15 protein-coding genes are annotated in these 20456 nt (G+C 65.4%); 8 read left to right on the top strand and 7 right to left on the bottom strand.

Annotation, left to right across the window (positions count from 1 at the left end; all coding sequences use genetic code 11):
- Positions 1-132: 132 nt before the first annotated feature.
- The 4 genes from gltX to EFAMC2_RS06040 form a co-directional block, all read right to left on the bottom strand.
- A complete protein-coding gene (gene gltX, locus EFAMC2_RS06055; protein ID WP_154027950.1) occupies positions 133-1617 on the bottom strand; it encodes a glutamate--tRNA ligase in 1485 nt (494 codons plus the stop codon).
- A 67-nt stretch (positions 1618-1684) separates the two neighbouring features.
- Complete coding sequence (gene bioB, locus EFAMC2_RS06050; RefSeq protein WP_154027949.1) at positions 1685-2677, bottom strand: biotin synthase BioB; 993 nt, start codon at positions 2675-2677, stop codon at positions 1685-1687.
- A gap of 296 nt (positions 2678-2973) precedes the next feature.
- Positions 2974-5208, bottom strand: a complete 2235-nt coding sequence (locus EFAMC2_RS06045) for a YhgE/Pip domain-containing protein (RefSeq protein ID WP_154027948.1) — start codon at positions 5206-5208, stop codon at positions 2974-2976.
- Positions 5205-7973 (bottom strand): YhgE/Pip domain-containing protein, encoded by a 2769-nt coding sequence (locus EFAMC2_RS06040; RefSeq protein ID WP_154027947.1) that lies wholly within the window; start codon positions 7971-7973, stop codon positions 5205-5207. The genes EFAMC2_RS06045 and EFAMC2_RS06040 overlap by 4 nt, the downstream gene beginning before the upstream one ends.
- Before the next feature lie 558 nt (positions 7974-8531).
- On the opposite strand from EFAMC2_RS06040, the gene metK reads away from it, so the two are divergent.
- Positions 8532-9833: a methionine adenosyltransferase gene (gene metK / locus EFAMC2_RS06035; protein ID WP_154027946.1), complete on the top strand. Its 1302-nt coding sequence runs from the start codon at positions 8532-8534 to the stop codon at positions 9831-9833.
- Positions 9834-10074: 241 nt separating this feature from the next.
- Here metK and EFAMC2_RS06030 read toward each other — a convergent pair whose 3' ends face one another.
- Together EFAMC2_RS06030 and EFAMC2_RS06025 are read right to left on the bottom strand one after the other, a co-directional pair.
- The gene (locus tag EFAMC2_RS06030; protein WP_154027945.1) at positions 10075-10854 is read right to left on the bottom strand and encodes a transposase; all 780 of its coding nucleotides are present in this window, start codon (positions 10852-10854) and stop codon (positions 10075-10077) included.
- A gap of 175 nt (positions 10855-11029) precedes the next feature.
- Positions 11030-11800: a type III pantothenate kinase gene (locus EFAMC2_RS06025; protein ID WP_154027944.1), complete on the bottom strand. Its 771-nt coding sequence runs from the start codon at positions 11798-11800 to the stop codon at positions 11030-11032.
- Between the two features lie 287 nt (positions 11801-12087).
- Between EFAMC2_RS06025 and EFAMC2_RS06020 the strand changes: the two genes are divergently transcribed.
- From EFAMC2_RS06020 to EFAMC2_RS06000, 5 genes are all read left to right on the top strand, one after another.
- Positions 12088-12267: a hypothetical protein gene (locus EFAMC2_RS06020; protein ID WP_261980138.1), complete on the top strand. Its 180-nt coding sequence runs from the start codon at positions 12088-12090 to the stop codon at positions 12265-12267.
- Between the two features lie 256 nt (positions 12268-12523).
- Positions 12524-14986, top strand: coding sequence for a primosomal protein N' (gene priA, locus EFAMC2_RS06015; RefSeq protein ID WP_154027943.1), 2463 nt, complete (start codon positions 12524-12526; stop codon positions 14984-14986).
- A 166-nt stretch (positions 14987-15152) separates the two neighbouring features.
- On the top strand, positions 15153-15701 hold the full coding sequence (gene def, locus EFAMC2_RS06010; RefSeq protein WP_154027942.1) for a peptide deformylase: 549 nt from the start codon (positions 15153-15155) through the stop codon (positions 15699-15701).
- 9 nt (positions 15702-15710) lie between these two features.
- Positions 15711-16628 (top strand): methionyl-tRNA formyltransferase, encoded by a 918-nt coding sequence (fmt, locus tag EFAMC2_RS06005; RefSeq protein ID WP_154027941.1) that lies wholly within the window; start codon positions 15711-15713, stop codon positions 16626-16628.
- Positions 16629-18080, top strand: coding sequence for an RsmB/NOP family class I SAM-dependent RNA methyltransferase (locus EFAMC2_RS06000; RefSeq protein WP_154027940.1), 1452 nt, complete (start codon positions 16629-16631; stop codon positions 18078-18080).
- Between the two features lie 163 nt (positions 18081-18243).
- Here the strand turns inward: EFAMC2_RS06000 and EFAMC2_RS05995 are convergent, their stop codons facing one another.
- Positions 18244-18528: an FmdB family zinc ribbon protein gene (locus EFAMC2_RS05995; protein WP_154027939.1), complete on the bottom strand. Its 285-nt coding sequence runs from the start codon at positions 18526-18528 to the stop codon at positions 18244-18246.
- Positions 18529-18832: 304 nt separating this feature from the next.
- On the opposite strand from EFAMC2_RS05995, the gene EFAMC2_RS05990 reads away from it, so the two are divergent.
- Together EFAMC2_RS05990 and EFAMC2_RS05985 are read left to right on the top strand one after the other, a co-directional pair.
- The gene (locus EFAMC2_RS05990) at positions 18833-19534 is read left to right on the top strand and encodes an HAD family hydrolase (protein WP_187325184.1); all 702 of its coding nucleotides are present in this window, start codon (positions 18833-18835) and stop codon (positions 19532-19534) included.
- Between the two features lie 2 nt (positions 19535-19536).
- Positions 19537-20430: a thiamine pyrophosphokinase gene (locus EFAMC2_RS05985; RefSeq protein WP_154027937.1), complete on the top strand. Its 894-nt coding sequence runs from the start codon at positions 19537-19539 to the stop codon at positions 20428-20430.
- Positions 20431-20456 lie beyond the last annotated feature (26 nt).

Raw genomic sequence — 20456 nt, 5'->3', positions numbered from 1 at the left:
GGGCCCGCGGCCAGATACTGGCCGCGGGCCCGCTGTCGCAGCTCGCTTGCTGTCGGCGTCTTCACGTGCTGTACTCTGCGCGCTTGAAGAGGCCTCGGATACCCGCGCGCCATTCGGGCGCGCGAGGGCAGCCTAGAGGGCCAGCTCCTCGGCGCGGCGCAGGCGGGCGAGGGCGTCATCCTTGCCCACGAGCTCGATGACGACGCCGAGCGGCGGGCTCACGAGGTTGCCGCAGACAGCGGCACGGATGGCCTGGAAGACGAGGCGCTTCTTGGCGTCGAGCTCCTCGGGCACAGGGTCCAGGGCGGCGTCGATGGCATCGGCCGTCCAGGTCTCGAGAGTCTCGAGCTTGGACACGGCAGCCTCGAGCACGGCGTGCATGCCCTCCTTGGCCAGGCCTTTCTTCACTGCCTTCTCCTCGTATTCGAGGGTGTCGGCCGTGCCAAAGACCATGCCGCAGATACCCGGCACGTCACCGAGGTGCTTCGTGCGGGGCTTCACGACGCTGGCGAGCGTGAGCAGCCACGCGCGCGGCTTGTCGCCGGCGCTGGCGAGGAGGCCGGCGTGGGCGAGCTCGGGCACCATGATCTGGTCGCAGAAGGCCTCGTCGCTCATGTTCGCGAGGTACTCGGCGTTGATCCAGTCGAGCTTGGCCGGGTCGAAGGTGGCCGGGTTCTTGGACACGCGGTCGAGCGAGAAGGTCTTGGCGAGGACGTCGCGTGGCACGATCGTAGTCTCTCCGTCGGGACTCCAGCCGAGCAGAGCGAGGTAGTTTACGAAGGCGTCAGAGAGGTAGCCCGCGGCCTGGTACTCCTCCACGCTCGTGGCGCCATGGCGCTTGGAGAGCTTCTTGCCGTCCGCACCGAGAATCATGGAGATGTGCGCGAAGGTGGGCACGGGCGCGCCCATAGCCTCGTAGACCATGACCTGGCGCGGAGTGTTGGAGAGGTGGTCGTCGCCGCGGATGACGTGCGTGATGCCCATCATGGCGTCGTCCACCACGGTGGTGAAGTTGTAGGTGGGCGTTCCGTCGGAGCGGAAGATCACGAAGTCGTCGAGCTCCTTGGCGTCAAAGGTCACGTCGCCGTGCACCGCGTCGTGGATTACGACGTCGCCGCGGTCCTCGGGCACCTTGATGCGCAGCACGTAGGGCTCGCCGGCCGCGATGCGCGCCTCGGCCTCCTCGCGGGAGAGGTGGCGGCAGCGGCGCTGGTAGCCCTGGAACGGATCGTGGCGCTCCTGGGCAGCCTTCTTGTCTGCGGCGAGCTGCTCGGCGGAGCAGAAGCACGGGTAGGCCTTGCCCTCGTCCCAAAGGCGCATGGCGCACTTCTTGTAGATGTCGAGGCGCTCCATCTGCTTGTAGGGGCCAAAGTCGCCGCCTACCTCGGGACCCTCGTCCCAGTCGAGGCCAAGCCAGCGCATGGCGCGCAGGATGATCTGGGTGTTCTCCTCGGTGGAGCGCGCCGGGTCGGTGTCATCGATGCGCAGGATGAACGTGCCGTTGTTGGCACGCGCGAACGCCCAGTTGAAGATGGCCGTGCGGGCGCCGCCCACATGGAGCTTGCCGGTGGGAGAGGGGGCGAAGCGAACGCGTACCGGGGTGGAGCTGTCGGACATGAATTGTCCTCCTTGTGCCGAATTCACATACAGCCACAAGTATAGCTGGCCTCTCGGGTATGGCGACCTACTCGGCCTCTGCCTCGCACTCGTACACGAAGCCCGCATCCTCGATGAGCTTGATGGTGTCGGTGATGCCCTGGCCGCGGGCCGTGAGGTAACCGTCGGCGAAGATGGAGTCGACGACGCGGAAGAGCTCGCGCTCGCGCCCACGGAAATAGAGCTCACGGCCCGCGGCGCAGCGCAGGTCTGCGTTTGGCACGAGGACGCGCGCGAGGGCGAGCACCTTGAGGCAAAAGTCCGTGGTGAGCGGCTTGGGGCGCCTGTCGCCCAGGGGCGTGCCGCCGATGGGGATGAGGAAGTTGATGGGCACGGACTGGGGCCTGAGCTCGCGGAGCTCCATCAGCATGTCGACCACATCGTAGGGCTCCTCACCCATGCCGATGATGCCGCCGCAGCAGATCTCAAAGCCGAGGCCCTGCAGCATGCGGATGTTTTGTACACGACGGTCCCAGGTGTGGGTGGAGCAGATGCTTGGGTAGAAGCGGCGGCTCGTGTTGAGGTTGTGATTGATGCGGTCGAGGCCTGCGTCTTTGAGCATGCGGGCCTGGCGCTCGGTAAGAAAGCCGATGGAGCAGCAGATGGAGCCGCCCCGGCGCTTGAGGCTCCGGATGCGGTCAGCCAGGCGCTCGATTTCCTCGTCCGTGAAGCCCATGCCGGAGAGCCCGATGCAGTGGCGGGCCATGTGGTCACGCGCCACGAGCTCGTCATCGGCCTCGAGCTTCTCGTCGGATACCCAGCGGTAGGTCTCGATGTCTGCCTTCGAGCGCTTGGACTGGGCGCAGTAGGCACAATCCTGCGTGCAGTTGCCGCTGCGGGCGTTGGTGAGCAGCTGGACGCCTACCACGAGGCCCTTGTGAGCTCGCCTGAGCTCGAAGGCCTTATCGAGGAGCTCTGCGGGCGCGGCTCCCGGTGCCTCGAGGAGGGCGATGGCCTCCTCGCGGGATAGTGGGGTTGTTCTGGTAGCTGCGGTTATGTTCTGTTCGGCTTGGGCTGACATGTGATTCTCCCGGCATGGAGGCGGGCCCTGCGGCTCGCGGTGGTTTCTGTGTGCCACCCACTGTAGCCTGCCGTGCCCGCATAGGGTTCGAGCTGCTGTTCATTGTCTGCATTTGACGGTGAGCTTCGCTTAGGCTTCCCCGAGTGGCACCACCTGACTCATGCGTCTGCCATCCCATTTGGCTCATTTTTCAAACAGAATTGAGTCAAACGGGATGGCAGACGCAGGGCGGGCGACTCATTGGGGCTCGGGTGTTGGGGCTCGGAGCGCTGGGCCTCGCCTCCGTGCCGTTGCCCTTACATCACCTTGGTGCTCTCGATCTTGTGCTCCACCCACTCGTTGAGCCTGATGACCGGACGCCTCAGCACGAGGCCCAGCAAGAGCGCCGGCACGAGGTAGAGCAAAAGCAGCCCGATCTCGCGCCAGAAGTCGTTGCCGTAGAGGCCAAACATCGCGGCACGGAAGGCGTTCTCCGCGTGGACGAAGGGCAAAAACGGATACACCGTCTGGAAGAAGCCCGCAGGAAGCATCTCCCGCGGAAACGTTCCGCCGGAGCCTGCCACCTGCATGACCATGAGGACCACGGCGATGGCCTTGCCCACGTCACCAAACGAGGCGGTGAGCGAGTAGATGATGTTCACGAACGCGAGGCTTGCGGCCAGGCCCGCCAAGAAGAACAGGACGGGGTGGGCGCACTGCACGCCCAGGAAGAAGAGGTCGCCCGCACAGATGAGCAGCGCCTGGAGGAAACCCACCATCACGAACAGGAAGATGCGGCCGATATAGCCCTTCGTGTGCCCGCAGCCCGTCTCCGCCATGGCCTCCTCGCTTGGGTTGGCCTTGATGAGGGCACAGAGGATGACGCCGCCAATCCAGATCGAGAGGGTCGTGAAGAACGGGGCCATGGCCGAGCCGTTGTTCTCGATGGGGTAGACCGGGTTCCTGTCGACGGAGACGGGGTTCGAGATGAAGCTCGCGAGCGCGCCTGGGTCGCTCGAGAGGATGGCGCGTAGCTTGTCGAGGTCCTGGGAGTCCAGGGCAGCGCGCAGCTGGCTGTGGAGCTCGCCGAGGTCGGCCGCCGCGTCGTCGAGGCGAGCCGCCGTGTCATCGAGCGAGGTCTTGGCGTCGCCGAGGCCCTGGGCCGCCGAGCCCGCCGTGGAGTTCACGGAGTCGAGCGTCGCGGAGAGGCTCGAGGCGATACCCTCGGCCTCATCCGCGGCAGACTCGATCTTGCCTGCGAGGTCCTGGAGCGAGCCGCGGACGTTGGCGTCGTAGTTCACCTGGGCGTCGGAGAGCGAACCCTTTGCCTGGTCAACCAGCCGGCGGAGCTCGCTTCGGGCGCTCTCGGCGTCGGTCTTGCCCTTCTCCAGGTCGCTCACGGTCTTGTCGAGCTGACCGGAGAGTTCGCGCATCTCCTTGAGCGCCTGCTGGACGCGGTCGTTGAGACCCTGGATGGTGAGGCGCGTCTGATGGATCGTCTGGGTTGACACGTTGCCCTCGGTGACGCTGTGTTCGTACTCGTCATAGAGCGTGTCGGTTCCGGCAAGTTGGTCCGAAAGCGTCTGCAGCTGGGCCACGACGACCTTCACGTAGTCGTCGTTCACCTTGGTAAGGGCGTTCGCGAGCTTGTCGGTCTGGCCGCCTGCCACGGCGAATGCGTTGTCGATGGCGTCGGAGACCGATCCCAAGCTCGAGGAGCTTTGGTTGAGTGTGTCGTTGATGGAGGAGGTGGCGCCGTCGAGGGCGTCGCCCAGGGTCCTCACGCCGCTCGCCGTGTCGCGGATGGAGCCGCCGACGTCGAGCGTGGAGGAGAGCGAGGTGTCGAAGGTGCCGGTGCCGGAGTTCAGCAGGCCCTGGGTGGACTCGAGGAGCGCGGAGAAGCTGCGGACGCTCCGAGAGGTGCCCGAGATGGTCTCCTGCGCGTCCGAGACGGCAGTGTCGAGACGGGAGGCCACCTGCGTCATCTCGTCACCATCGAGGTAGGTGCCGAGCTGGTCGAGAACGCCCGCTCCCGCCGAGGTCACGGAGGACGCGAACGACTCGTCGATGTCCCGCTGCACGGTGGTCGACGCCTTGTCGGTGACGATGCCGGCGATAGCGTTGGCCTTCTCGTTCTGGTAGAAGATGACCTGGGGGTGCGTGGGGTTTGCCGAGAGAATCGTCATCATGTCCGACGAGAAGCTCTCCGGGATGACGAGGGCCGCGTAGTACGCGCCCGAGCGAACGCCCTCGAGGGCGTCGTCCTCGTCGGTCACGACGTAGTTGATCGAGTCCGAGCCACGCAGGTCGCTGACGACGCGCTCGCCCACGTTGACCTCGAGCGGCATGAGGTCGCTCTTGTAGCCCGTGTCGGAGTTGGCTACGGCCACTTTGAGGTTCTTCGTGTTGCCATAGGGGTCCCACATGGCGGCGATGTTGAACCAGGCGTAGAAGGTCGGCACGACGATGATGCCCACGATCACGACGAGGCTGATGACGTTCGAGAGCAGGTGGCGCGCATCACGCCTGATGAAGCTGAGGATGTTGCTCATCGTGCGTCGCCTCCCTTCTCGGCGTTGTCGTCTTGCGTGGTCACGTCTGGGTCATTTGCGGTGCTCGAGCTCGTCTTGCCCGGGGCGCTTTCGAGCCTGCTGGGCGTGGCGAGGTTCGCCGTGTTGGAGGCGGCCGATCCGCGCGGTGCCGTGCGGTCGAGGCGCATCTTGTCGAGCGGCGCGAATGCCATGAACTCCTGGCGCAGCTCGTCGTCGAGCAGACCGTAGAGCTCGGTGCGGCTCATGTCCGCAAGCGTGGTCTTGGCGCTCACGCGGCTGTGGAAGTACTCCACCACGATGAGGAAGGCGCAGATGGCCACGAGCGAGACGATCCAGCACACGAGGAAGGCGAACTTTGCCGGCAGCACGAACATGAGGGCCAGGAGCACGAGCGGCACCCAGATGAGGGCCGCAAAGCCGCGCCGCACGAGCATCGGATACATGAGCTCGAACTTTGCCGCGCGCTCGAGGAAGGTCTGCTTGTACTCGTCGGAGTTCATGAGGACCTTCACGAGGGTGGACAGGCGGAAGTGCGCGCCCTTGGGCGCCACGCGCTCGGTGATCATGAGGTCCGTCTCGCCCAGCTTGCGGTCGAACAGGCCGTTGACGTTGAGCAGGTGGCGGCGCGCCGTGACGCCGATGAGCAGCGACGGGATGAGGTAGACGAGCAGGACGAGCAGGTTCTTGACGTAGTAGTCGCCATAGAAGCCGGCCACTGCCTCACGCATCGCGTTGATGCCGTAGGTGAAGGGCAGCCAGGGGCGCAGGTTCTGGAAGAAGCCGGGCATGAGCTCGATGGGGTAGACGCCTGAGGCTCCCGGAATCTGCAGGATCACGACGAGGACGCCGAGGGCCTTGCCGATGTGCTTGAAGGCCACCGAGACGGCGTACACGAAGAAGACGTAGACGAAGCTCTGTACCATGCCGGCAAAGACGTAGGCGGCGGGCGCCAGGCACTGCATGCCGAGCACGATGTCACCCACGCAGCAGATGATGGCCTGGACCTGGCCGAGGAGGTTCATGAGCATCCAGCGGCCAAAGAAGCCCTGCCAGGGCTTGAAGTGGCCAACGCCCTCCTCGTCCACCTCGAGCTTGTAGATGGCAACGAGGACGAAGCCGCCCACCCAGAGGGCGAGGTTGGTGTAGAAGGGCGCTACGCCGGAGCCGTAGTTGCTCACGGGGTAGACCGGCTGGCTCACCATCTCAACGGGAGTTCCCATGTAGGAGCCCACGTCCTCGGGGTCGAGGGCGAGGATGTCCTTGATGCCCTCGAAGGTCGTGGCGCTCTGTATGGCGTCCGCGTCGGTGGCGAGCGTGCCCACCTTGTCTGCCGCATCCTGGACGGAGGTGGTCGTCTGGGAGATGGTGTCCGCGCTCTGCGCCAGCACGGCGTCGAGCTGGGCGAGCGTGCCATCTGCCTGGTTGAGCATGGGGGAGAGGGCACTTGCGGTGCCGGCGAGCCTGCTGCCTACGCCTGAGAAGGAGTCGAGCGCGTCGGACACCTGCGGCATCGTGGAGGTCGCGAGGCTCGACTGCAGGTTGGCGAGGGCCTGAGAGCTGGACTGGACGGCGTCGTTCACGGAGGTCGAGAGGCCGCTCACGGCGTCGTTTCCGCTCTTGATGTCATCCGAGAGGCGCTGCAGGGCGCCGAGCTGGGCGAGCTGCTTGTCGGAGAGCTGCACCAGGATGTCGATCTCGCTGTCGAACTGAGCGGTCACCTGGCTCTGGAAGGTGATCGTGACGTCGTCCGTCGCCTGGATGTTCGTGATGGTGGTCTTGGTGTCCTCGAGCGTGGACTTGATGGACTGCGTGGTGCCGTTGAGCGCCTTGATCTGTGCGATGGCGGCGTCGAGCTTGCCTGTGGCCCAGCCCACGCCGCCCGTGATCTGGCCGATGTCATAGTTGGCCGTGCTCGAGATCGACGCGATGGTGGAGCTTCCGGTTCCCAGCGCGGCGCCCAGCTTTGAGGCAAGCGACTGGGCCTTGGTGCGCGTGCCGGAGAGCGTGTCGAGCGCGCCCTGCAGGGAGTCCGTCATCGAGGAGGCGGTGCCTGAGATTGTCGCAAGCGAGTCGCGCGCCTGTTGGACCGTGGCGCGCGCGTCGGAGATGGTGCCCTGCGCGTCGGACAGGTCGCTCGAAAGTCCGGTGAGCTCGTCGTTGATGTCGTGGAGGTCGGTCGCCACGCCGCGCGTGGCGGAGTCGATGTCGCCGGCGGCCTTGTTGGTGGCTGTCTGGAGCTTCTCAGTCACCGTCTTGCCCACCACGTTCACGAACTGGTTGGCAATCTGGGTCTCGAGCGTCGTGGCGCCCGTGTCGGTGACCTTTGGTGCCACTGCGTTTGCCTTCTCGTTCACGTAGTAGGCGATGTGGGCCTGCTGGGTGTCTCCCTCGAGGACGTCCGCGAGCGAGCTCGTGAAGTCCTCGGGCACCACGAAGGCGGCGTAATAGGCGCCGGACCTCACGCCCTCCAGTGCCTCGCCCTCGTCGACGAGGGTCCACTTGAGCTGCGTGTTCTCCTCGAGCTGGTCGCGAATCATGTCGCCGGCATTGGTGTAGCCCATGTCGGAGATGTCGGCGCCCCTGTCCTCGATCGCGACGGCGATGGGCACCGTGGACGTGTTCCCATAGGGGTCCCAGTTTGCCAGGATGTTGAACCAGGCATAGAGCGAGGGGATGATGCAGACGCCGATGGCGATGACGGTGGCCACCGGGTTTGTGAAGATGCGTTTGAGATCTCGCATGAAGATGCGGGCTGCAACTCTCACGTGTGTTCTCCCTGCTGCTGCGGTTGAGCCGTTGTGTACGGCGGTGTGTTGGGTGCGGCTGCTGACGTCCGGGGCGGCGTGTGAGGCGTCGCTGCAGACGGCCATAAGTGTATCCGGCTTCTGCTCCTCGTGCTCCAGACTCGGCGCGCAAGCTTGCTAGTTTACATAACCCTGCGTATCGGTTGTTTACAGGAAATGAGTTGGGGAATACACTTTCCCGTGCCCGGGAGGGCGCTCGTCAAGAGGCGTTTTGGTGGCGGATGAGATATGTCGCTGGCAAGTCGCAAAGAGCCGAGGGACCGAGCCCCATGACGCTCCGGCAACCCACCGCGCAGTTTGCTGCTCGGCAGGGTGCCAATTCTCGGCGACCGTGCGCTGGTTGCGGTCGGAAGACGGGGGAGCAGCAATGACCCATATGGTTGTCATCGACGTCCCCTTTGTGATGGAGGGGACGTTTTTTGTTCCCGGGCGGTTGCGTGCCTACGCTCCGCCAGAGAAGATCTTCGCCGCAGGGTGCGGCGGACGTGCGGCGGCCGGGCCGTCGGGGAGGGACTTCATATGGGCAACAACGAGCAGGACGTGACCGCGTCGGGCAACGTTCCGAGCGAGGGCAGCTACTACTTCACGTCCGAATCGGTGACCGAGGGGCATCCGGACAAGATCTGCGACCAGATCTCCGATGCGGTACTCGACGCGATTCTCGAGAAGGAGGCGCGCCTCGAGGCTGATGGCTACGTGGCGCCCAACGGGCAGCCCGCGAAGGTCGACAACGTGCGGTGCGCCTGCGAGACGTTCGTCACCACGGGTACGGTGGTCATCGCCGGCGAGATTCGAACCCAGGCCTACGTGGACGTGCAGCGCATCGCTCGCGATACGCTGCGCCGCATCGGCTATGACCGCGCCAAGTACGGCTTTGACTGCGATACCTGCGGCGTCATCAACATGATTCACGAGCAGAGCCCCGACATCGCGCAGGGCGTGGACGAGTCGTTCGATGCCCAGGCCGGTCGCACCACCGACCCGCTTGACCTCATCGGCGCTGGCGACCAGGGCATGATGTTTGGCTATGCGTCGGACGAGACTGACGTTCTCATGCCGATGCCCATCTATCTCGCGCAGAGCCTGGCCAAGAAGCTCGCCGACGTTCGAAAGAGCGGCGAGCTGCCGTACCTGCGCCCGGACGGCAAGACTCAGGTGACCGTACGCTACGAGGACGGCAGGCCCGTCGAGGTCTCCGCGATTGTGGTCTCCACGCAGCACGACCCCGAGATCGAGGACATGGGCATCATCAAGCAAGACGTTACCGAGCATGTGATCAGACCGGTGCTCGACGGCGTGGGCATCGCCTGGGAGGGTGCTGACATCTACGTGAACCCCACGGGTCGCTTCGTGGTGGGTGGCCCAATGGGCGATACGGGCCTCACGGGCCGCAAGATCATTGTGGACACCTACGGCGGCATGGGTCGCCACGGCGGCGGCGCCTTCTCGGGCAAGGACTGCACCAAGGTCGACCGCTCTGCCGCCTATGCCGCGCGCTGGGTGGCCAAGAACATCGTGGCGGCGGGTCTTGCGCACAAGTGCGAGGTGCAGCTTGCCTATGCCATCGGCGTGGCGCATCCGCTCTCCGTGCTCGTTGACACCAAGGGCACGGGCGCGGTGAGCGACCGCGTGATCGACCAGGCCGTGCGGCAGGTGTTCGACCTGCGTCCGGGTGCGATTATTCGCGACCTGGACCTGCGTCGCCCCATCTTCGGGAAGACGGCCGCCTACGGGCACTTTGGGCGCAATGACCCCGACTTCACCTGGGAGGCCACGAACCGCACCGACGACCTCCGTGCCGCCATCGCTCGCCTCGCCTAACCCCGGTTCCTTTCGTTCCCGTGAGTCAGTCTGCCGTCTACTTTGACTCATTTTCCCAACACGCTGTTAGCAGCCGGTCGTCCCCTGGACGGCCGGCTTTTTTCGCTGCGAGTGGGTCACCTGGGTTATTAGCTGCCATCTTGAGTCAGTCTGCCGTCTACTTTGACTCATTTTCCCAACACTGCCCTCTGCGTCGGTAGCCCTAAATCTGACGGCCGGTTGTCTTGTTTTCGCACCATATCTACGCGCGCTGGATGATATTTCTCCCGATGCCGCACGCACGCTCGATCTGCCTGACCGTATAACCCAGGTCCTTTAATTCCCTCAGAATGTCGTTCCTCGCAAACCTGTCGGAATGGGGGAGCGCCTCGTAACCCCTTCTTGCCAGGATTTCGCTAAGTGATTGCCTGACGTCGGATTCCGTCAACCTGGGTGGCTTTGCGGCGAAGCTGCTTAGAAGCTCCTTCCTGTGGCGGGGAGTCTCCCGCCTCCCCTCCGGTGCCTCGTTGAACAGTTGGAACGATTGTTTCGACTCGAACAGCGCGAGGGCGTCTCCGACGATGCTGACGAGTGGTTCCTTTCGCATTCCCGCAAGGTCAACATAGCTGCTCCATGGGTATGCACAGGTATCTGAAAGGCCCTCTTCGACCGGGTTTCTGTGGATGTAGCGTATGAGTGTTAGCAGCTGAGCCTCGCTCAACACGGGCTTGCTCTTAAACCTGCCTTGATAGAGGTAACCGACGCGGTCATGCCTCTTGCCAAAGTACCTTGAGTAGCACCCACCAAGGCGCTCCATGCATTTCGAGAGATCCTCCAGTCTGCCTCGCATGAGGAGGTGGGTGTGGTTGTCCATGAGGCACCACGCCACGACGCCAACACCAGTCTTTGCAATCGCACTATTTGCGAGCTCCACATATTTCAGTCTGTCTGCGTCATCTTCGAACAGCAGCTGCCTGGAGTTGCCTCGCTGCATGACGTGATAGAGGTCAGAGTCGCTCCTTTTCCGTTTTGTAAGACCCATGGTTCCCTTCCGTCGACCGAGCTTTGGCCAAGTCTAGGGCCTCGTTTGCGAAGGGGGCAGGATGCTATCCGCGGACGGCTCTTGCTCGTAACGGCTTGTTTGGAAAATGAGTCAAAGTAGACGGCAGGCATGGCGTGGAAGTGACTCATCGGGTGGGGTGGCCGTGGAGGGCGGGTTAGCGCTGGTTGGCTTGCCAGAGGAGGTTGAGGCCGCGGAGGGTGAGGGCCTCGTCCGCCGTCACGTCGTGGCGAAGCAGGGCCGACATCGTGTGCGCGAAGTTGCCCGTGACCACGATGGGCGCGGGCGCGCCAAGCTCGGCGAGCACGGCGTCCAACAGCCCGTCGATTCGGGCCGCCTCGCCCAGTACGACGCCGGACTGCATCGCCGTCCTCGTGTTGCGCCCGATGGCCGACTTCGGGGCCCTGAGCTCGATCATGGGCAGGCGGGCAGCCGCCTGGGCGAGCGACGCGGCGCCAAGGGCCACGCCAGGCGCGATGATGCCGCCCGCAAATGCGCCCGCGCTATCGACGACCTCGAAGTTCGTCGTAGTGCCAAGGTCAACAACAACGCACGGGAAGCCGTAGGCCGCCTTGGCGGCAACGACGTCGGCCACGCGGTCCGCCCCAATCTCGCCCGGGTCGTCATAGCGCATCTTGAGGCCCGTCTTGAGCCCCGGGCTCACAACGAGGGCCCGGCTGATGCAGCCGCGCCTCAAGGCCTGCGCCCAGGCATCGGCGAGCGAGGGTACCACGCAGGAGAGGATGGCGCCGCAGGGCGTCTCAAGCCCCAGCAGGTCGAGGGCGTGGCGCACCTGAAGCCGGGCCTCGTCCGCCGTGATGCGCGCGGGTGTTGTGTACTCGAAGGTGCCGAGCAGCTCGTCGCCCGAGAAGACGCCGAGGTGCGTGCTAGTGTTGCCAACGTCAACGGTGAGCACAGACTGTGCCATGGGTCTCCTCCTCGTGGGCTGCTGTGGTGTGTCCGCGGCGAGGTTCGCTTGAACGGCGCGACGCCGTGACGACGGCAGCGCCCGTATTCGCGGGTGGCACGGAGTTCATGCCCCGACAACGTTCCCTTGGTGTCGCGTGCCGCCGTGGGTCACCCGGCCTTTGTGCGGCCGCGCGGTGTCAAATGACTATACTCGCGTATCGTCCGCTCCGTAACCCGACCTCCCAGAAGGGGAGGCGGATATACGAAGGAGTACAACCCCTGAGCTCTCAGAGCGACCGCGCGAGCGTGCGCGGGCGGCTGAGCCCGGTCGGGATTCTGATCGGTATCATTGGTTGCGTCATCATTACGGCGTCCTCGGTCTACACGGCCCTCAAGGTGGGGTCGCTGCCGTGGCCGACCATCTTCACCTCCATCACGGCCCCCATCATCGCGCTCGTGAGCGTGGCGACGGGCCTCGGGGCGTAGGAGGCGCGCCCCGTATCGGACCTTGTGCCGAGTGCGGCGCTTTTCGCTCGCCTGAGCTTCAGGTTCGTCTCCGGCTTGGCGCTTGGATCTTGTTGGCTTGGCGCTTGGAGCCTGCTGGCTTGGCGCTTGGGACCCAGCGATTTGGCGCTTGGAGCTTGGCGAGTTGAGCTTGAGGTTCGGATCGGCCTTTTTGATCGGGACACAGCTGTCCTCGCTTCCCGTGGCGCATGCGCCCTTTTGATGGCACACTGGACGCATGAGATACGCGAGCATCGTTCCGGACATAGCCGCCCGTGCCATCGACGGCAGCTTTGACTACTACGTGCCCGCCGGGCTGGAGCAATCCTGCCTGGTGGGCACGACCGTTCTCGTGAGCTTTGGCAGGCGTGACGTCGTGGGGTACGTCATCGCGCGCACCGATGAGCCTGCGGACGGCGTTGACGCGTCGCGCGTGCTCCCCGTGAAGCAGGTGCTTGCCGCACCCTCCTTCGATCAGGTTGGCGCGAGGCTCGCCGAGTGGATGGCGCGCGAGTACGCGGCTCCGCTCGCCCTTTGTCTTAGGCTCATGCTGCCTCCTGGCCAGACGATGAAGGTTGCGCGCGAGGACGGCGGCTCCTGGCAGCTTGTGGTCGAGCGCGCCCGCGCTGTCGATGACCGCTGGGTCTCGCTCACGGAGTCGGCCGAGGGATTTGAGCCTCGGGCCAACGCCAGGCGCCAGCTGCGCGTCCTCGAGGCGCTCGAGGCCGGCCCTCAGCGCATGGCAGAGCTCTCGGCTCTCGTGCCCGGGGCCTCTTCCGTTGTGTCAGCCCTGCTCAAGCGCGGCGTTGTGTCCGTTGAGCATCGCCGGCGCATCCGAGGGTCCGGCGATGAGGGCTCCTCGCTCTCCAGCGCTTCTGCCCCGCGCCCCCAGCGTCTCACGGACGGCCAGCGCGCCGCCCTTGATGCCATCGCGGGTGCCGTGGGGCACGAGAGGGGAGACGTCGTCCTCGTTGACGGCGTCACGGGCTCGGGCAAGACCGAGGTCTACCTTGACGCCATCGAGCGCGTGCGTGCGCATGGACGCTCGGCCATCGTGCTCGTGCCCGAGATTTCGCTCACCGCCCAGACGGTCGGCCGCTTTCGCAGCCGCTTTGGTGACGACGTGGCCATTCTCCACTCGCGCCTCTCCGTGGGCGAGCGCTTCGACCAGTGGGACATGGCCCGCTCCGGCCGCGCCCATGTGGTTGTTGGTGCGCGTTCCGCCCTCTTTGCCCCACTCTCGAACGTAGGGCTCATCGTCGTGGACGAGGAGCACGAGGGCTCTTACAAGCAGGACCAGGCGCCGCGCTACCATGCGCGCGAGGCGGCGGCCGAGCTCGCTCGTCTGCGTGGCGCGGCGCTCGTGCTGGGAAGCGCCACCCCCTCGCTCGAGAGTCTCGAGCGCTGTCGCAGGGGTTTGTGGCACGATGCCTCGTGGACGCGTGTCGAGATGCCAGAGCGCCCGGGCGGTGCCGTGTTGCCACGTGTGCGCGTGGTGGACATGAAGCGGGAGTTTGCCGCCAAGAACGGGTCCATCTTCTCCCGTGCGCTGCGCGATGCGCTGCTGGGTGTGGCCGAGCGGCGCGAGAAGGCGGTCCTTATGCTCAACAGGCGCGGGTTCGCGAGCTTCCTCATGTGCCGCGAGTGCGGTTGCGTACCCACCTGCACGCATTGCTCGACGTCCCTCACCTATCACGAGCGCACGCACAGCCTGGTCTGCCACAGCTGCGGTCGTTCCTGGCCCGTGCGCGCCTTCCCGGACCCCTCAACGAAGTGCCCAAATTGCGGGAGCCGTTACCTCGCGCAGTTTGGCGTGGGCACGCAGCGGGTGGAGGACGAGCTACGAGTGCTTCTGGAGGGCGCGGAGGTGGACGTTATCCGCATGGACGCGGACACGACGGCCACGAAGGGTGCGCATACCAAGCTCCTCGAGCGCTTCGACGCAAGCCCGTGCGCCGTGCTCGTGGGCACGCAGATGATCGCCAAGGGCCTCGACTTTCCTGAGGTCACACTCGTGGGCGTGGTGAATGCGGACACCACGCTCAAGCTGCCGGACTTTCGTGCGGCGGAGCGCACGTATCACCTGCTCGAGCAGGTGGCGGGTCGTGCCGGCCGCGGGGAGCGCCCGGGCGAGGTCGTCGTGCAGACGTATTGGGCCACGCACCCGGCCATTCAGTCGGTGGCGCGGCACGACCGCTCGCTTTTCGAGCGCTACGAGCTCGAGCAGCGTGAGGAGGCGTACTACCCGCCGTATTCAAGGCTCGCCAATGTTACGGTCACGGGCGTGGGGGAGAGCGTCGTGCGGGAACGTTGCAAGGCGCTTGCGGATGCCGTGCGCGACGCGGTTGCCGTCCCGGAGTCGGAGGGCCGAAGACGCGTCGTCGCTGGCGCCGCGGCACGTTGGGCGGAGTTCACGAGCGGTCCGGCCCAGGCCTCGCTCTTCGCGTCTCCCCAGGCGGCTATCCCCGCACCTCCCGAGTTCGCGTGGCCCGGGGTGCCCGAGCTTCCGGATGGCTGGGAGGTGCTTGGGCCCGCCGAGTGCGTTAAGGCTCGCGTGAAGGACCGCCTCCGCCGGCACATCGTCGTGAAAGCGCCCGTAGAGGCGGACCTTGGGCCTCTGCTCGCCCACGCCGCCGCTACGCTGCCGCAAGACCGTAAGGTGACGGTCTCGATCGACATCGACGCGTACGACATGATGTAGGAGCCAAACGGTAAGGGGTTGGCATTTGACCATGAGCCATAGATGCAGCGGCTCATGTAAGCCGGCAGCTCACGAGCTGTCGGCTTTACTTGAATTGAAAGGTTTGAGCTGGGCTGCTAGGCAAGGCTGGGTAAGATTAAGTTTTGCAATCGAAATAAGGAGCCCCATGAGCGCCATTGACGAGATCGTCCTTACGCCGGACCCCCGGCTTTCACAGAAGTGCCAACCCATCGAGAAGATCGATGCCAAGGTAAAGGCCCTGGCCAAGCGCATGCTCAAGGACATGTACGCGGCCGAGGGCTGCGGCCTTGCCGCCCCGCAGGTCGGTGAGCTCGTGCGCATGGTCGTCGTCGACTGCGACTACGCCGAGCCCGACGGTGAGAAGAACCCCTACGTCCTCATCAACCCAGAGATTGTTGCGGCCGACGGTCCCGAGCGCCCCTTCAACGAGGGCTGCCTTTCCTTCCCGGGCATTTCGGTGCAGGTCAGCCGTCCGAGCCACGTCATCGTCCGCGCGCTCGACCTCGACGGCGACCTCATGCAGTACGAGGCCGAGAACAACCTCCTGGCCGTGTGCCTCCAGCACGAGATCGACCACCTGAACGGCGTTACGATGATTGACCACCTCTCGCCCACGAAGCGCCTCCAGGCGCTGCGCGCGGCCGAGCTGGCCATCGAGGACGGTGCCCGTCCCGGCGAGACCTCGACCAACTAGGAGGTGCGCATGCGCGTCGTCTTCATGGGCACCCCCGAGTTCGCGGTGCCGTCCCTGCGTGCGCTAGACGAGGCGTTCGACGTCGTGGCCGTGGTCACTCGTCCGGACGCCATTCGCAGCCGTGGCAAGAAGCTCGAGCCGAGCCCGGTCAAGGCCGAGGCGCTCGCCCGTGGCCTTCGCGTCATTGAGGCGAATCGCATAACGCCCGAGGTGTCGGACGAGCTTCGCGCCCTCGCCCCCGACGTCACCTGTGTCGCCGCCTATGGCTGCATCCTGCCGGATTCCATTCTGGAGCTCGCGCCGCTCGGCTGCTTCAACGTACACGCCTCGCTGCTGCCGCGCTGGCGCGGCGCCGCCCCGATCCAGCGCGCGGTTCTCGCGGGCGACGAGCGCGCCGGCGTTTCCATCATGCGTGTGGTACATGAGCTTGATGCCGGCGCCTATTGTGCCCAGGTTTCCACCGAGGTGGCCGACAAGCCCTGTGCCGACCTGATGGACGAGCTTGCCGAGCTTGGTGGCGGCGCCCTGGTGGAGGCCCTGCGCCACATCGAGGATGGCGCCGCTTCGTGGACCGAGCAGGACGAGTCGCTCGTCACCTACGCCCACAAGGTCGAGAAGGCCGAGATGCGCCTCGACCCGTCTGACGCCGCGCTCGCAAATGTCCGCCGCGTTCAGGCGAGCATGGATGCGGCGCCTGCGCGCTGCAAGGTTGCGGGCAAGGGCGTTAGGGTCACGCGGGCTCGCCGCTCTGGAGGCGCGTCGCTCGCCGCTGGCGAGGTCTCCGTTTCCCACGGCCGCGTGCTTCTCGGCTGTGCCGACGGCTCCCTCGAGGTGCTCGAGGTCAAGCCCGACGGCAAGCGCGAGATGCCTGCGAGCGCCTGGGCGGCCGGCCTTCGTGGCTACGACATTCGTTGGGAGCGGGTCTAGATGGCCGTCGCGAGTCCTGCGCGCACCGTTGCCCTGCGCCTGCTTTCACGCCAGCGCCGTCGTGGCGCCCGTGCGCGCGACCTGCTGCGTGGCGCCCATGAGATGTCCTCGCTTGGGAGCAAGGGACGCGCGCTGGCGACACGCCTCGTGCTTGGCGTGAACGTGGCTGCCGGAGAGCTCGACCACAGGATCGACGCACACGTTATGCATGCGGGCAAGCTGGAGCCTCTCGTTCGTGACGCGTTTAGGCTTGCCGCGTTTGAGGTGCTCTACCTCGATACGCCCACGCAGGTGTCCGTGAGCCAAGGGGTCGAGCTCGTGCGCAGCGTGCAGCCCAGGGCCGCGCGCATGGCCAATGCGGTTCTTCGGCGTATCGGCGAGGGCCGTGCCCAGGTCGATGACGCCCGCGAGGTGGTTGCCGCGGTTGCTGCCGGTGCCAAGCGCGAGCCCTCTGAAGAGGAGCTCTGCCTGGCCTCTGGCTATCCCTCCTGGATCGTTCGCAGGCTGGTCGGGACCCTCGGCCCCCGCGCCGCGGCTTCCGTCTGTGCCGGCGCGCTTGAGCCAGCGCCCGTCTACGTCTCCGTGCCTCCGTTTGGGGGTGAGGAAGTTGTCGCGCGTATGGAGGCCGAGGGGCTCGAGCCCGTCGAGGCCGGGCTTCCTCGTGCGTGGCGCATCGGCCAGGCCGGCGCCCTCGGCTCGAGCGGCCTTGTGCGCGCGTGCGCCGTGGTGACGGCAGACCTTGCCGCGCAGGCTGTCTGTCGCATGGCAAGCGTTGCTTCGGGCAGGCTGCTCGAGGTCGGGCAGGGTCGTGGCACGAAGTCCCTGCTACTCGTAGGGGATGCTGCGGAGCTTTCCGGTAAGTCCGGCACGCTTGAGGTCCATGGTTGCGACTCCATTGCGTCCAAGGTGCGCATCTCGCGCGAGCGCATGCGTGTCGCGGGCCTTCCCACTATCGTTTCCTGCACGGAGTTTGATGTCACGAAGCTCGGGAATGACGAGGAGATTCCCGCCGAGCTCTCGGGCAGCTTCGATGCGGTGCTCGTTGACGCGCCGTGCTCTGGCTCGGGCACCATGCGTCGTCACCCCGAGATTCCCTGGTCGCTCGACGAGGCTGCGCTTGACGTCGCAAACGAGGGCTCGTTGCCTCGTCTCCAGTTGAGCCTGCTCGAGGCTGCGGCAGGTCGCGTTGCGCCGGGTGGCTCTCTCGTCTACGCGACGTGCTCCCTGTTTGACGAGGAGAACGTTGGCGTTGTCGATGCGTTTCTTGCCTCGGACGCCGGGCGAGGCTTCCGTCGCGAGAACGTGCTCGAGGCTCCCGGTGTCGCGTCGCTTGATGATAGGGCGCGCCTGGTCGTCTCGTCATGGGTCTCGGAACGTGGGGATTTCCAGTCGGTGCCCATCGAGGGGTCGTTTGACGGTCACTACTGCTGCCGTCTCGTTCGACGCGTGTAGCCCGTAGCGCGCTGGCGCTCTTCTTTGCCGCAGCCGCTTGTGACGGCTTGCTTGTCGACAAAGAGGGGACGGCCACCTCGCTCGGTGACCGTCCCCTTGTTGTTTGCCGTGCGGCAGATGCGCGCGTCATTCTGCGTGGGGCGTTGGCGCTCAGACGCCATGCCTACTTGCTGGCGCAGTGTTCGCAGCCGGCGCAGGCGTCGTTCGAGGGGGCAGCGCTTGCAGTACTGCTCTCGGAGGGCGCGGAGGTGGCCGCTGTGGAGGAGCTGCCGCCGCGCTGGTCTGTGTTGTAGAAGCCTGAGCCCTTGAAGCTGATGCCACTCGGCTCAAAGACGCGCTCGGCGTCCGCTCCGCAGTTTGGGCAGGTGATGTGCGGGCGCTCGCTCATTGGGTGCTCCACCTCGAAGACCTTGTCGCAGCTGGTGCACTTGTAGTCGTAACGAGCCATCTCTCACATACCTCCGTAGCTGGGTTCTCGATCGAACCGTCGAAATACACAAGGCAGTACTTTACCCAATACCTCGAGCGAGAAAAAGGTGCGGACGCATTTCCCCATTTCTACGCTGGACGTGTGAAAATGTGGGCCGGGGACATGGCGGGCCGTGGGCGCGGGGCAAGTGCGCGCGAGTGACGAATCGTCTCGATTCCCCGCCCTCGAACCCGTGCCATCACGGCGCGGTGGGGGGGGGTCCGCTTGCCTCGCACGCGTTTGTATCCGCATGCTCGTTCGCTTCATACCGAAAGGACCTTCCATGGCCGCAATCTCTGGAGCCATCTTCGACTGCGACGGCACGCTGCTTGATTCCATGCAGGTGTGGTACGGCGCCTTTGCCCATCTCGTCGAGTCGCATGGCCTTGTCTGCACAGGTGAGATGCAGGAGACCGTCGAGCCGATGACGCTTCCTCAGGGCACGCGCTGGCTTCATGAGTCCTTTGGCTTGGGGGAGAGCGCCGAGGCCCTCAATCGCGAGATTCACGACTACATGCGCGACCAGTATGAGCATCACATTCCCGAGATGCCGGGCGTCCATGCGTTCGTTGAGTCGCTCGCGGCGGCCAAGATCCCGCTGATCATTGCCACCTCCACCACGTCGAGCCTCGTCTGGGATGCTCTGCGCGTCCATGGTCTCGACGGCTTCTTTAGGGACGTGGTGTGTACCGCCGAGGTGCGCGATGGCTATGACAAGGACCATCCTGACGTCTACCTCGAGGCGCTTGAGCGCCTGGGAGTCCCACTCGGCGAGACGTGGGTCTTTGAGGACGCCCCCTTTGGCGTTGAGACCTCCCGCCGCGCGGGCTTTCACGTGGCCGGTATCTACAACGAGCACGACGGCCGTGACGAGGACTTCATTCGCGCTTGGGCTGATGTCTTCTCTTATGAATACGAGGGTCTCTCGCTCGATGGTATTCGAGCGTTTGATGACGCCCGCCGCAAGCGAATGCCGGAGGCGTAGGCATGAGAGTTCTTCTGGTTGCCGGTTCGCCCGAGCCGAGTTCCCCGGCATTGCTGTCCTCGCTCGCCCGCGAGGCTGGCACGGTTGTGGCGGTTGACCGCGGCGCGGATGCCTGCCGGGCGGCGGGCGTTGTCCCAGACGCCTTCTGCGGGGATGCGGACACCGTCAACCCCGAGACGCTGCGGTGGCTCCGTGCTCGCGTGGCTGGGGGCGAGAATGGTGGCTCGAGCACCCCTTTGCCCGCGTCCAGCGTCGTGGCTTCCGACGAGGGGACGGGGCGCTCGTCCAGCGCGCGCGTGCGCTTGTGCCCGGACATCTCCCCATCCAAGGACCGTAGCGCTTGTGGTGCCGACAGATCGCCCGCACCGGATGTGCTCATGCGGGTGACCCCCGCGGATGACGTGCGCGATGTCCCCGAGATTCACGGGCTTTATGGCGAGCTCGGAATTCGCCTCTTTCCGCCGGCAAAGTACGACACGGATCTGTCGCTTGCCTTCTCGTGCGCACGGCAGCTTGCCGCTGAGTGCGATGAGCCGCTCGAGGTGACGGTGACCTGCGCGAGCGCGGGCAGGATGGACCATGCCCTGGCGGTCTTTGGCGTGCTTGCTGCCAACGCGGACCTGGCGCCTCGGTTGGTGGAGGACGCGTTCGAGTGCCGCATCCTCTCGCCGCGGGGCACAGGGACGTGGGTGATGGGCGAGGATGCGAGCGGGCTTCACTTCTCCTTCGTGGCTCTCGCGGACGGAACGCTCGTGAGCGAGGCGGGGATGCGCTGGTGCCTCGACCGCTTTCGTGTGGACGCCCTCCGTGACCGCGGCATCTCAAACGTCATCGAGAGCTCCGAGGCTAGCGTCACCTGCCATGAGGGCATCCTTGCGGCTTTTCTCATTAGCTAGGTGTTTAGTGCCAACAGGTTGTTTAC

Source organism: Olsenella uli, from assembly GCF_901212655.1.
GTDB lineage: Bacteria > Actinomycetota > Coriobacteriia > Coriobacteriales > Atopobiaceae > Parolsenella > Parolsenella uli_A.
The sequence above is the reverse complement of the archived record's forward strand: the minus strand, read 5'-3'. Positions and strand labels throughout refer to the sequence as shown.

Excerpts from the sequence above, each read along its gene's own strand:
- gltX (WP_154027950.1), bottom strand. The coding sequence starts at position 1,617 with ATGTCCGACAGCTCCACCCCGGTACGCGTTCGCTTCGCCCCCTCTCCC.
- EFAMC2_RS06030 (WP_154027945.1), bottom strand. The coding sequence starts at position 10,854 with ATGGGTCTTACAAAACGGAAAAGGAGCGACTCTGACCTCTATCACGTC.
- def (WP_154027942.1), top strand. The coding sequence starts at position 15,153 with ATGAGCGCCATTGACGAGATCGTCCTTACGCCGGACCCCCGGCTTTCA.
- metK (WP_154027946.1), top strand. The coding sequence starts at position 8,532 with ATGGGCAACAACGAGCAGGACGTGACCGCGTCGGGCAACGTTCCGAGC.
- bioB (WP_154027949.1), bottom strand. The coding sequence starts at position 2,677 with ATGTCAGCCCAAGCCGAACAGAACATAACCGCAGCTACCAGAACAACC.
- EFAMC2_RS05995 (WP_154027939.1), bottom strand. The coding sequence starts at position 18,528 with ATGGCTCGTTACGACTACAAGTGCACCAGCTGCGACAAGGTCTTCGAG.
- fmt (WP_154027941.1), top strand. The coding sequence starts at position 15,711 with ATGCGCGTCGTCTTCATGGGCACCCCCGAGTTCGCGGTGCCGTCCCTG.
- EFAMC2_RS06045 (WP_154027948.1), bottom strand. The coding sequence starts at position 5,208 with ATGAGCAACATCCTCAGCTTCATCAGGCGTGATGCGCGCCACCTGCTC.
- priA (WP_154027943.1), top strand. The coding sequence starts at position 12,524 with ATGAGATACGCGAGCATCGTTCCGGACATAGCCGCCCGTGCCATCGAC.
- EFAMC2_RS06000 (WP_154027940.1), top strand. The coding sequence starts at position 16,629 with ATGGCCGTCGCGAGTCCTGCGCGCACCGTTGCCCTGCGCCTGCTTTCA.
- EFAMC2_RS05990 (WP_187325184.1), top strand. The coding sequence starts at position 18,833 with ATGGCCGCAATCTCTGGAGCCATCTTCGACTGCGACGGCACGCTGCTT.
- EFAMC2_RS06025 (WP_154027944.1), bottom strand. The coding sequence starts at position 11,800 with ATGGCACAGTCTGTGCTCACCGTTGACGTTGGCAACACTAGCACGCAC.
- EFAMC2_RS05985 (WP_154027937.1), top strand. The coding sequence starts at position 19,537 with ATGAGAGTTCTTCTGGTTGCCGGTTCGCCCGAGCCGAGTTCCCCGGCA.